This window comes from Shewanella subflava, assembly GCF_025971955.1.
Taxonomy (GTDB): Bacteria; Pseudomonadota; Gammaproteobacteria; order Enterobacterales; family Shewanellaceae; genus Shewanella; species Shewanella subflava.
Window position 1 is genome coordinate 102511 of sequence record NZ_JAPDMX010000023.1, and the last position, 13174, is coordinate 115684.

The window sequence follows — 13174 nt, forward strand, 5'->3', positions numbered from 1 at the left end:
ATTGGGTAATATCAACTTATGGTTGTTTTTATGCTATCTACCTGATAATTAACCTAAAGGTAAATATCAATTTATGGTTGTTTCGACAGGATTAAAAGTCATCTATCCACACATTGAAGCTGCATTTAGCAATGTGTGTCGAGATAATTAAACTAAGGCCAGTACATGATGTACTGGCCTTATTTTTTGTTTAATCATCATTAGCCATAACTGCTACACTGTTTGAAAATGTTTGTTATTTGAAGATCTATTTCTATGCAGCGTGCCCCATTACGTCAAGCCAAAACTATTGAAAATGTGTTTAATAGTGCCTATTGGTATCTTGGTCAGCAGGACTTCACCATTAATGAAATCCGCAGCAAGTTAGCACGTAAAACTGACAATCAACAGTGGATTGATATCGTACTGGCTAGACTGGTAGAAAGTGGTTATTTAAAAAAGGATTTCGATTTCGCTGTACGATATTGTCAGTCGGCCTTTAGCAGTGAATTAGGCGCCGGAGCCATAAGACGAAAATTACTACGGCGCGGCCTATCAGCAGCTGATATTGAACAAGCGATAGAGCAAGTTATGCACGAGCAACAGCTTGATACCTTTGAAATGGCCACCTCAAGACTGCTTAATCGATTCGAAAACTTTAATGGCACCAGTAAAGAAAAAGTCTATACCCAGATGACGACTAAAGGATTTTCACGCGCAGAAATCGATCATGCGTTATCTCACCATCCTGAAAGTGACACACTACGCACTAAGCTGGCGATAAAAGCTGATAAAGTAGATTTAACCGCTGAAATCATCAAATTGTTTAAAAAAGGCAAAGGTAAAACCCTTATCTTGCAGGAACTTAAACAGCGATTGATCGATGTGACAGATTTTGAAGAAGCCCTTTACCAATTGATGTTAATAGATGAGGTTGATTTCTATCAAAGCTGTAAAGATCAACTAGCTAAAAAACGTTACAACTTATCGGATTACAAAGAAAAGTCCAAAGCTTATGCGTATTTGTCCCGTAAAGGGTTTGACAGTGATGAAATACAAGAAGCGATGAAGTTATACCCATCCTCATAAATATCTGCTCATTCTGGCTTGTGAAAATACTCGATAATGGCGTTAATTGATTAGATAGTAAAATAACCCATTACCAAAAAACTGCTTTTTTATCAGGTAGGTAATTCTCGCAATTTTTGAACACTTATTGACTGTCACTGTCACTGGGATTAGCCAAAGACTCATCCAGTCACTATATCTTGTTGAAACTTAACTATCTCACTTAACTTAATTAACTATCTTATCGCCTGATAACAAATAAACGCCAAGCATATTATGTTTGGCGTTTTGTTATCAGGCGATAAGTTAATCTTACTCCAATCGTAATTGATATACCGCAGTGGTACCGCTGACTTCATTACCAATCAGAAGTAACGGCAAACCTGTTGGACTGTGTTGGCTTGCAATAAATTTCATCCCTTCAGGACCTAAATCACCGGCCATTGAAGCATCCCCTGTTACATCGCCAGTGTCCGTATCGATGACAAAATCAGCATTAAAGTTACGGTTATGAATGTAATCTACGAACGACACAGCAAAAGGATTACTGATGTCGTAAATCATAAATCCAGAGAGGCGCTCTAAACCAATAAATGCATAAGTCTTAGCGCCAATTTGACCTATAGCGAGAGCTTCTGGCTCAGGTCCTTTATCGTCACTGCGACTGTCACCTTTGTTTTCATCGTTGTTGTTATTAAAGTTCATCCCTAATAACGCAGCGGTAATGCGCTCAAAGTCACTTGCGCTGTCAAATACTTGTTGACCGTCAGCTGTCCAAATTGAAAACGAACGGCCACCATATGCAACAATTTTATCCATTAACCCGTCATTGTTGTCATCGCCCATGCTGGTGGTCACTTTTAAACGCCCCAGTTGAGTTTTATCCTGTGCACTGGCAAATTGTAGGTGGTTAGTGTCTAAACTGAGGTCTGCAGCACGAGCTTCTTCTGAAAAACCAGCATAGTCTCGAGCATCACCTTCGTTGGCTGTCACGATAAAATCAGCATTATTCCAGCGATAACTGGCTATTGTATCCGGTTGATACATGCCATAAACACCCGCATAAGCTTGTAGGTTTATCGCATCATCTTTGTCACTCGCGTCTATTTTATTTGCATCCAAGCCAAAATCCTTAAGCCCTAATGCAATCAGGTTTTTTACCTTAGCCGCCTTGATATCAATCACTGCAATAGCATTGTTTTCTTGCAAACTAACAAAAGCATATTGACTGTCTGCAGAGACAGCAATGTACTCTGGCTCTAAGTCTTGCGCGACGCTAGCGCCTGGGCCGTTGATTTTTATTAATGGGTTAAGTTCGTCATGACGTTCACCGCCGAGGTTAAAATCTTTAAAGTCAATTAAAGTAGCCGATGTTGCTGGCACACCATTAGTGATGGGTATAAGTGCTATAGAACCCTCAGGATCCACATCATAAGCGCTGTTTGGCTCACCTTCATTAGCCACTAACAATACAGTGCCATCTGGGGTAAAAGTGACATTGTCAGGTAACGCACCCACTTCAACATATGATAAGTAGACGGGTAATCCACTGTCTGATAATTGATAAAAGGCAACAATACCATTACCTTGAGTCGCATTACCTAATAGGTCAGCACGCTCAACTGCCGTGGCTAATAAATTACCCGATACACTGACACTATTTACGGCACCGAGTAGCGTTACCCCGGTATCACCGCTGATATTTAATTCAGCTTTTTTGGTTATATTATTTAAACTATAACCCGCTTCCGCTTCAGCGGGAGTCTGAGTTAAGGTTGATAAATCTAACACATCAACCTTGCCACTTTGTGCATTCACCACAAATGCACTTTGGCTGCTAGGGTGATAGTCAACAATCTCAGCTGCGCTAAGCCCATATACACCCGATTGATATCGACCGACTAAATCAACACTGAGGCTATTTAGGTCGGTGTGACAAATCAATTGAGTTTGTAAACTATCAACTTCATCAGACTCTAGAACGCCATTCCTATTGGTGTCTAATCCGGTTTCAATTTGTTGGCCACCAAAGGGACACTGTGCATGACCTGCACTAATGGCGGTTACCGTGACTAATGCTGACAATCCTGCACTGCCATCAACTCCGTTTACGCCATCAGTCCCTGCTACACCGGTTTGTCCGTCATCACCATTGCAGGCGGTTAATAACATTGCGGTCATGATTGCAGAGACTAAAAGTGTTGTTTTACCTTGAGTAAGTCGCTTCATAAACTCGTGTCCTAAATAGAATTCTGTAATATAAAGCGGACAATTTAGTGAACAAGCGTGACAGTTTAATGATCTTAATATTTCATTTGTATGCTCTTAATAACCACAGAACGGGATGATAAATGTCCATTGAGCGACTCTTTGTTGCGCTAACTGCGTTGAATTGATTTGTAATAAGACCGTCAAAGACAGGGCGGTTGAGCGATGTTAGCTGCCGGCCAAAGACCCGTTATTGATGCGTAAATCCGCCCTGTTAGCTGTTCAAGGTCAAGTTTGATTGTCAGTCATTGGGTATGCTGAATTCATACTCACAAAAGGTAAAAAAAATGCCAATATCATTAAGGTGATATTGGCATTGATTGTTTAACTAAAAAGTGCGAAACAATACGATGATTTTTAATCTGGTTAAGCTGTTTTTTGTTCCGTGTGGGTTTCTTCAGAATTGAACTGCTCAATATCTAGTTGACCTTCGCTTTTACCGATAACAACAGCGGTCATCATGTCGCCTGTCACATTGGTTGCGGTGCGGATCATGTCGATTATGCGATCGATTGCCGCAATAAACGCGATACCTTCTAAGGGTAAACCCACTACGCCTAGGGTGACGGTTAGCATAACCATAGCACTGCCTGGCACGCCAGCCGTGCCCACAGAGGCCACGGTTGCGGTTACTGCAATAAGCATGTAATCAGTCATATCTAAAGGGATGCCATAGATTTGCGCAATAAAGATAGCGGCAATTGCAGGATAAATTCCGCCACAGCCATCCATATTCATCGTCGCGCCTAAAGGCAATACAAAGGCGCTGTAATTTTTTGACACTCCCATTGATGCGCTACAACGCGTAGTGGCCGGTAAGGTTCCAAAACTCGATGATGTGCTAAATGCCACAAGCTGTGCGGGCATCGCTTTACGGAAAAATTTAACCGGACTTAAACCTGCCGCAAATTTAACTAAACCGCCATAGACAAAAATAATATGGATTAACGCGGCGATATAAATGGCAATGATAAATTTACCCAGTGGAAGCAATGTACTTAAGCCATATTCGCCAACAACCCAGGCCATTAAGCCAAAAACGCCAATAGGCGTGAGTTTAAGTACCATGCGAGTCAATTGGAACATGACCTCAGAGCTGGCCTCCATGACTTTTTTCAGTGGTTCCGCTTTTTCGCCCACAGTATTGATTGCTATTCCTACCAAGGCTGCAAACACAATAATTTGTAATACATTACCTTCAGCTAAAGAAGCAAACGGGTTAACCGGGATCATATTCAGTAAAACTTGAGCAAATCCCGGAATGTCGCGTTCGCGCACTTCAGTGGTCGCTAACTCCAGTGAGCCGCCCATATCAATAAAACTGCCGACGGTAAGGCCAATAAATGAGGCAATCGTGCCGGTAAACATAAATAAACCTAAGGTTTTCATGCTTAACCGAGTTAAATTTGTTTGGCCACCCAAAGAGGTGATGCTGACAACAATGGCACAAAAAACCAGCGGCGCAACCAGCATTTTTATCGCGCTGATGAATAAATCACCTAAGGGTTTTAAAACCACCGCCGAGCTGCCTAATGCCATACCCACAAGGGTACCTAAAATGAAGCCTGCTAATACTTTTTGCCAAAAAGGAATACGTTTAAATGTGTCTAAAATCATCGGGGGATCTCATTGTTATTATGTGACTCAGCAGTTTTTTTTGATGTACATGCTAATTGCAGTTAACTTATCCGTCTTCAGCTGTTTGTGCAAACTCGTTATTTCGATAGATGAAGCAAATTTAATGGCATTCTAGAGAGGCAAGTACAGACAAACAACGTTAATTTGATATAACTTATAATTATATGTATCAATGTTAATAGAATAATAAATATTCACTAAATGGTTACTTTATTCATAATGGCATGTGTAAATTAAAAATTATTGCAAATCATAAGGATACGTTTTGTCTGAATTGTGGGTTATGTTTTCTGGGGCGTTTTTAGCTGCAACCTTGTTACCGGGGGGATCAGAAGTTTTACTTCTGGGTTTATTACAACACAATAGTGAACCTTGGTTAGCTTTATTGGTCGTAGCCAGTGTGGGTAATACGCTCGGCGCCCTAACCAGTTATTATTTAGGTCGAATAGGGCGGTTTGCTAAATCGCCTGATGATTTTAAAAACAAGCATTATCAACGTTCACTGCGTTGGTTCGAGCGTTTTGGTGTATGGGCATTATTATTATCCTGGTTACCTCTAATTGGGGATATTTTGTGCTTAATTGCAGGCTGGCTTAAATTACCGGTTGTGCCTTCAACATTGCTTATTCTATTGGGCAAAACGGTTCGCTATAGTCTGATTGTGTTGGCTTTTATGGCAACGGTTTAATTCCTAACTTATCTGTGTAAGCAGAATTCAGGTTGTTTATAAACTCAAGGAGAGTGTTTTGAAAAAGTGGATACTTGCGGTCGCAATCAGTGCGGCAATATCAGGGTGTGCAATATCAAGCACAGATAATGCTATTGACGTCACAACTGCTCAAGCCCGCTTGCCCGCGGGTGTGAGTTTAATTGAAACGGTTTCACTCACCGACAGCGAAATTGGCATCCCCTATAAAAAATATCGCCTCGCCAACGGCTTGACGGTCATTTTGCATCAAGATACTTCAGATCCATTAGTGCACGTTGATGTGACTTATCACGTCGGCTCGGCACGTGAACTTGCCGGACGAAGTGGCTTTGCGCACTTATTTGAGCACATGATGTTTCAAGGTTCGCAGCATGTGGGTGATGAACAACACTTTAAATTAGTCACCGAAGCAGGTGGCACATTAAACGGCACAACAAACTCAGATAGAACTAACTATTTTGAAACCGTACCGAGCAATCAGTTAGAGAAAATGTTGTGGTTAGAATCAGACAGAATGGGCTTCTTTTTACCGGCTTTAACGTCTGAAAAGTTTGAGGTGCAGCGGGAGACGGTTAAAAACGAACGTGCGCAACGGATAGATAATCGTCCCTATGGCCGTTTAGGTGAACGCTTTGCACAGGCCCTTTATCCCGAGGCCCATCCGTATTCATGGCCGGTTATTGGTTGGCCTGAAGATCTTGACCGCGCAACCCTAGATGATGTGAAACACTTTTTCGAACGATGGTATGGCCCAAATAACGCCACCTTAACCATAGGGGGGGATTTTGATGAGTCACAAACTTTGGTATGGGTGAATCAATACTTTGGCGAGATCCCATCAGGCCCTCAAGTTGACTCTGCTACAAAAGTGCCAGTGACGTTAGATAAAACACGTTATATATCAATGGAAGACAAAGTGCATTTACCTTTGTTATATGTGGGTATGCCGACAGTTTATGCAGGCCATCCTGATGAAGCTGCTCTTGATTTACTGGCGAATATCATAGGAGGTGGCCCTACATCTTTGTTATATAAAAACCTTGTGAAAGAAGGGTATGCGGTTCAAGCATCAGTTGGACACCCTTGTCAGGAATTGGCGTGTCAATTTACGTTATATGCGCTGGCCAACCCCGCCACAGGTGGTCAGTTAACTTTACTGGAAACTAAAATTGATGAGTCCATTGCTGAGTTCGAACAACGCGGCGTAACTGACGAAGATCTTGAAAAAGTAAAAGTACAGTTTGAAGCCGACACTATTTTTGGTTTACAAAGCGTGCGTGGCAAGGTGTCTACTTTAGCGGCTAATCAAACCTTTTACGGTAATCCTAATATGGTTGCCCAAGACTTAGCACGCTATCGTAGTGTGTCTAAAGATGATGTGATGCGGGTGTTTAAACAGTACATCAAGGACAAGCCTAAAGTAGTGATGAGTGTGGTGCCTGAAGGTCAATCACAGCTTGTGGCAAGGGCTGATAACTTTTCACCGACAGTTTTGCCTGTTGCTGCGCAGGCCGTGACAGGCTTGACTGATATTAAGCCTGTGGTTTCAAGTTTTGATCGTACAAAAATACCACAAGTGGGCAAAGCCCCTGTGTTAACTGTCCCCAGCCTTTGGACGTCATCATTGAATAATGGCATCGAGGTAATGGGCACAGAAAGTGAAGAAACACCTACCGCTGAGCTGGTGATTTACCTTGAAGGCGGACATCGTGCGGTGCCAGCGGAAAAAGCGGGTTTAGCTCAGCTAACCGCCGCTATGATGGGGGAGTCGAGTACCCAACATACCACTGAAGAGTTAGCCCATAAGCTTGAGATGTTAGGTTCTAGTATCAGTTTTGGTGCCGGAAGCTCACAGTCCTATGTACAAGTATCGAGTTTGTCTAAAAACCTTGCTGCAACATTAGCTATTTTAGAAGAGCGTTTATTTACCCCAGGCTTTAATAGCGCTGATTTTGAAAGGGTAAAACAGCAACAATTACAAAGCTTGCAGCAGGCTATGACCAATCCGAGCTATTTAGCGAGTAATGGTTTTTCAGCGCTGTTGTACGGTAAAAATACCGTTATGGGCAGCAGTCAACTGGGTACGGTTGAATCCCTTTCAGCACTCACCCTTGATGACGTTAAAGCCTTTTATCAACAACAATATACCGCTGGCAGTGCACAGATGGTGGTTGTGTCTGATTTAGACAAAGATAATCTGATGCCAATGTTAAGTGGATTCAGTCAGTGGAGCGGAGAGGCAACCAAGTTATCACCCATCAATAAACGGCTTTATGCCGCACCAGCCACCATTTACATTATTGATAAGCCGGATGCTGCCCAGTCGGAAATTAATATTGGTAAACGGGCGTTGTCCTTCGATGCCACCGGAGAGTATTTTAAGGCTAATTTGATGAATTATCCTCTAGGGGGCGCCTTTAATAGTCGCATTAACCTTAATTTACGCGAAGATAAAGGTTATACCTATGGCGCAAGAACGCAGTTTAGCGGCCAAGAAGATAGTGGTGAATTTATTGCCTCAGCCAGTGTGAGAACGGATGTTACAGGTGCAGCAATTGCTGAGTTTATTAAAGAAATTCAAACCTATCAACAAACGGGAATGAATGAACAAGAGTTAGCCTTTTTACGTAACTCTATTACTCAAGGCCAAGCATTGGATTTTGAAACCCCGTACCAAAAGGCTGGGTTTATTCGCAGAATTCAGCGCTATCAATTAGATCCTCAATTTACCCAACAACAAGCTGAGATAATTAATGCTATTACGACCACTGAATTAAACTCACTTGCTAAATCGCTATTGGATATCAATACTATGGTGATATTGGTCGTGGGTGATAAAGATGTAATCGAAGCGCAATTGGCCCCATTAGGATATCCAATTCAAGTAATAAATTAATTCATTAAATCATTGGGTTGAATTAAACCTATTTAGCCCAATATCAGTATCAAGAAGTGAGTGTTAACGGTGGCAGAATCTCTGTTGCCGTTTTTGTTTACAGTTTTTTTGCCAATTTGGTAATAATCTCGGGTATTATCGGGTCTAGCTGTTAATCATGCGAGTCCATCAGTAGAGAATAGTATATTGAAATCTTTCAATGAAATCGTCGACCAACTAGGCGACAGTGAAGGGCGTAAAGCCTTACTTGGTATGTTACGTGGTATCGAACGTGAAGCTTTACGTATTGATGACAAGGGCCAGCTTGCGCAAGATTTACATCCTCATGTGTTGGGTTCAGCGTTAACGCATTCAAGGATCACTACCGATTACAGCGAAGCACTTCTCGAGTTTATTACCCCAGTAAATAACAATATTGATACTTTGCTGGAAGGATTAACCCAAACCCATGCTTATACAGTACGTAACTTAAACGGCCAAAAACTTTGGCCTGTTAGCATGCCTTGCTATGTTGGCGATGTGAACCATATTCCTCTGGCGCAATATGGCACCTCCAATACAGGCCTGATGAAAACGCTTTATCGAAAAGGCTTAACCCATCGTTATGGTGCGTTAATGCAAATTATTTCTGGGGTGCATTTTAATTTTTCAGTGTCAGCTGAGTTATGGCAGCGTTTGTTTGACAGTAAATTGTCTAACAACCCCCAAATGCGTTCAGATTCATTAAGTCGCTGTGAGTTTATTTCAGAATCTTACTTTGGACTTATCCGTAATTATCGCCGTTTAGTCTGGGTGTTGCCTTACTTATTTGGTTCATCTCCAGCTTTATGCTCATCCTTTGTTAAAGATCAAACCATTGACTTTGAGTTTGAAAAAACCGGTAAAGGCACTTTGTATTTACCTTATGCCACTTCACTACGCATGAGTGATTTGGGTTATACCAATAAAGAACAAGATACGCTTAATATCAGTTATAACTCATTGCCTGAATATTTAGCGGGTGTTCAAGCTGCGATTAAAATGCCATCCAAGCAGTTTGAAAAAATTGGCGTAAAAGTGGATGGCGAATACCGCCAGCTAAATAACAATATTTTGCAGATTGAAAATGAATTTTACTCACCAATCCGTGCCAAACGAGTGACTAAGGCTGGAGAAAAACCTTCACAAGCTTTGATGCGTGCCGGAGTTGAATACATTGAAGTGCGTGCTTTAGATGTTAATCCATTTAGTCCAGTAGGCATTGATGCGACTCAAGTACGCTTTTTAGATTTGTTTTTACTTTACTGTTTGTTGTCACCATCGGCACTGACCGATGAACTCGGCGAAAAAGAAATTGCGGCTAATTTAAAAGCCGTGGTACTTGAAGGGCGCAAACCGGGATTAATGTTAACACAAAATGGCAACGACATAAGTTTACAGCTATGGCTTAAACAGATATTTGCAGACTTATCGAGGTTGGCGATATTGTTAGATGGTGAGCATGAACATGGTTATCAAAATGCGCTAAACCATTGGGCGGCCGCCATTGATGATCCAAGCCTGACATTATCTGGCCGAGTATTGAATGAAATTATTACCAAAGGGGTGGACCATGGTGTATGGGTGAGTCAACTTGCCAATAATTATCATGAATTTTTAACCACATATCCTTTAAGTCCCGAAACCGAGCAGCAGTATAAAGATGAAGCTGAGTTATCACTTAACAAGCAACATCAAATTGAAATGGAATCGATGCCAAACTTTGATGTATTTTTACAAGAATACTTTAAAGAAGTGGCTTCTCCTGAATTGTACAGTGGCTGTAAAGCCTAATTAATGGCAGTTAGTTGAATGAATGACACAACCTCGAATAATCCTTGGTCAGTAAAAGTGGTCTTCACCATCATTGCGATTATTGGCTTAATATCAGGTTGTGCCTCATCGGATAATGCCAATCAATGTGGCACAGTATCGGCTTATCTTAAGCCTGATACTGGGCAATACCTTTACCGAACCATAGTCACCCACCTCGACGGTGTGCCGGTTATTTCTAGACCAAATTATGTTTTACCGGTCGGCGAACATCAATTCACTGTGGTTGAGTTAATCAATTCACCAGAATTGAAAGTGTCACTGTCTGCCCGGGGCACTAAAATACTGACCATCAATGTTGAAGCCGATCAGCGTTACCATATAGGTGCGCAAATGTTTACCGATAAAATCTACGTTGGGCGTAACAGTGACTTTTGGGCACCGGTGGTTTTTCAACAAGAATCACATCAATGTGAAATAGATCCTCTGCCGTAAATTGCATTATGCACTTATTGATGTGACACTGACTTTTTGTTTTTATTGACTATTGAGGTGTTATGAAACCGCTTATATACATTATGAGTTTATGCTGTGCCATTGTATTGTCCGGTTGTGCAACGCCTCCACCCGCTGAACCCGAAAACCTTTGTTCCATCTTCAAAGAAAATCGCTCATGGTATAAAGCTGCAGTGAACACCCGAGAAAAATGGGGGGTGCCTGTTCATGTTCCCTTAGCCATGATGTACCAAGAAAGTTCGTTTAAGCATAATGCTGCGCCGCCAATGGAATATTTTTTGGGATTTATTCCTATCGGTCGGGCAAGCGATGCCTATGGTTATGCTCAGGCAAAAACACAAACATGGGATGATTATGTCAGAGAAACGGGTAATTCTTGGTCTAGTCGCAGCGATTTTGATGATGCAATGGATTTTATGGGCTGGTTTATTTATAAAACCAATAAAGTAAATGGCGTGTCTAAATGGGATGCGAAGAATCAGTATCTGAACTATCACGAAGGTTGGGGCGGCTATAAGCGCGGCTCATACAAAGCCAAAAAGTGGTTAGTGCCTGTGGCGCAAAAAGTCGATAGCCGAGCTAAGCGTTATGCTCAACAATATCATGGTTGTAAAGATGACCTTGATTCATCTTGGTTATGGCGCTTATTTTTTGGTTAGTACCAATCCTGTCTCATTCACATTCCCATAATATCACCTGAGTAAGGTGGTATTTTTTTGAATCGATTTTTATTGCTTTAAATTACCGCTAATTTACCGATACAATGTAACTGATTTGTAAAATGTTATTTACCAACTGTTTCGACTTACACAATAATAACAATATGATCGGAAAATTATTATGCAGACCTCTTTTGAAAAATCGATTCACCGTAAATTGTTAGCCCCCATTATAACCATTGTTGTGCCATTTATACTGTTGGTGAGTATGTTGGATAGCAATGTCAGTAAAACCACGGTGATTGGATTATTGATTGGCTTAGTGGTTACCCAGTGGCTGGTGGGGTTGTGGAGTATCCAACATTATTTACAGTCTCGTCTGGCGAGGTTACATCAATATTTGCAATTAGTTGTGAATACTGAAAAAGCCCCAGAAGCGCCGCTCAAAGATCATCAAACCGATGAACTTGCCACTATTACCAACGATTTAAGTCAGTTTATTGAAGGGCTAAAAGTGGTGCTTGACGAAATCCGTCTCGATGCAAAAACCTTCAAACAAGAAGCCAAGGTATTAACGGAACAAATGCATCATGCTGAAAATTCAGTTGATAAAAGTGTCCAAGAAAATGCGCAAATAACCTTATCTCTGCAAGAAATTGCTCATACAGCAAATGAGTTATCCAGTAATGCCGATGACTTAAAATCCACCTCAGCAGAAGTGCATCAACTACTGCAAATTGGCAATAAAGACGCTATCGATAATCAAGCCGCCATGACAGATTTTGCTAACGGCATTGAGAGCATGGTTGATGATTTAAGCCTACTTAACAATGACAGCCTAAAAATTGGTCATGTTTTAGAGGTGATAAAAAGTATTGCCGAGCAAACTAATTTACTTGCCCTAAACGCTGCGATAGAAGCGGCAAGAGCGGGAGAGCAGGGAAGAGGTTTTGCCGTGGTCGCCGATGAAGTTAGGGCTCTGGCGCATCGTACCCAAGAATCAACAGTAGAGATCCAAACCATTGTTGAACAATTGCAACATAAAGCTAAAAATGCCGTCACAGGGATTGGCGAAAGCCAGCGCATTAGTCAACAAAGTGTTGAACAATGCCAGCGTGTAACCAAAGCATTTAAAGATATTGAAGAAGCCTATAGATTACTCGACAATGTGGCGAGTAATATGACTCACAGCATTCAAGGGCAACAATCTTCTACCGAAAGCATTAACCAAAGAGCGAATGAAATCTCCCGTTTAAGCCAAGATGTGTCCCATGGGTTGAAGGTCGCAACACAAGGTGCGAATGCACAAAGCAAAACCTCGGATAAACTAGAGCGCGTACTGGGGCGAATTTGTGTTTAGTGACTTTAATACCAATCGTAATAAATAACTGATCACCCTAGCTTGTAAAACACTCGATAACAGCGTTAGATTTTTTGATTGTAGAATAACTACTTATCGAAATAATCAGCCTTGTTCTCAAGCGATTTTCTACGCTATTTTTGATCACTGATTTATGGTGATTGGTCTAAGTATTTTATGCTAAATGTTACCCCAATAAAAAAGGAGCCAATGGCTAATGCCGATCAGATAAGCACTTTTTAGATCGGTTGACCGATCTACTGGTTGATGTATAAAGGCCTGCAACAGAG

Annotated in this window: 9 protein-coding genes; 7 read left to right on the forward strand and 2 right to left on the reverse strand. The window is 41.5% G+C overall.

Annotated features, from left to right (window positions below):
* Positions 1-255 precede the first annotated feature (255 nt).
* On the forward strand, positions 256-1068 hold the full coding sequence (locus OHT75_RS09110; RefSeq protein ID WP_264726171.1) for a regulatory protein RecX: 813 nt from the start codon (positions 256-258) through the stop codon (positions 1066-1068).
* Positions 1069-1359: 291 nt separating this feature from the next.
* On the opposite strand, the gene OHT75_RS09115 is transcribed toward OHT75_RS09110, so the two are convergent.
* Both OHT75_RS09115 and OHT75_RS09120 read right to left on the reverse strand, forming a co-directional pair.
* Positions 1360-3276 carry a choice-of-anchor I family protein gene (locus tag OHT75_RS09115; RefSeq protein ID WP_264726172.1) on the reverse strand — a complete coding sequence of 639 codons (1917 nt, stop codon included), beginning with the start codon at positions 3274-3276 and terminating at the stop codon, positions 1360-1362.
* 405 nt (positions 3277-3681) lie between these two features.
* Positions 3682-4932, reverse strand: a complete 1251-nt coding sequence (locus tag OHT75_RS09120) for a dicarboxylate/amino acid:cation symporter (protein WP_264726173.1) — start codon at positions 4930-4932, stop codon at positions 3682-3684.
* Positions 4933-5218: 286 nt separating this feature from the next.
* On the opposite strand from OHT75_RS09120, the gene OHT75_RS09125 reads away from it, so the two are divergent.
* The 6 genes from OHT75_RS09125 (at position 5219) to OHT75_RS09150 (ending at position 12884) form a co-directional block, all read left to right on the forward strand.
* Positions 5219-5641, forward strand: coding sequence for a YqaA family protein (locus OHT75_RS09125; RefSeq protein ID WP_264726174.1), 423 nt, complete (start codon positions 5219-5221; stop codon positions 5639-5641).
* Positions 5642-5699: 58 nt separating this feature from the next.
* Complete coding sequence (locus OHT75_RS09130) at positions 5700-8558, forward strand: M16 family metallopeptidase (protein ID WP_264726175.1); 2859 nt, start codon at positions 5700-5702, stop codon at positions 8556-8558.
* 186 nt (positions 8559-8744) lie between these two features.
* Positions 8745-10370, forward strand: a complete 1626-nt coding sequence (gene gshA, locus OHT75_RS09135) for a glutamate--cysteine ligase (protein ID WP_264726176.1) — start codon at positions 8745-8747, stop codon at positions 10368-10370.
* An 18-nt stretch (positions 10371-10388) separates the two neighbouring features.
* A complete protein-coding gene (locus OHT75_RS09140; RefSeq protein WP_264726177.1) occupies positions 10389-10844 on the forward strand; it encodes a hypothetical protein in 456 nt (151 codons plus the stop codon).
* Between the two features lie 62 nt (positions 10845-10906).
* On the forward strand, positions 10907-11524 hold the full coding sequence (locus OHT75_RS09145) for a transglycosylase SLT domain-containing protein (RefSeq protein WP_264726178.1): 618 nt from the start codon (positions 10907-10909) through the stop codon (positions 11522-11524).
* A 181-nt stretch (positions 11525-11705) separates the two neighbouring features.
* A complete protein-coding gene (locus OHT75_RS09150; protein ID WP_264726179.1) occupies positions 11706-12884 on the forward strand; it encodes a methyl-accepting chemotaxis protein in 1179 nt (392 codons plus the stop codon).
* Positions 12885-13174 lie beyond the last annotated feature (290 nt).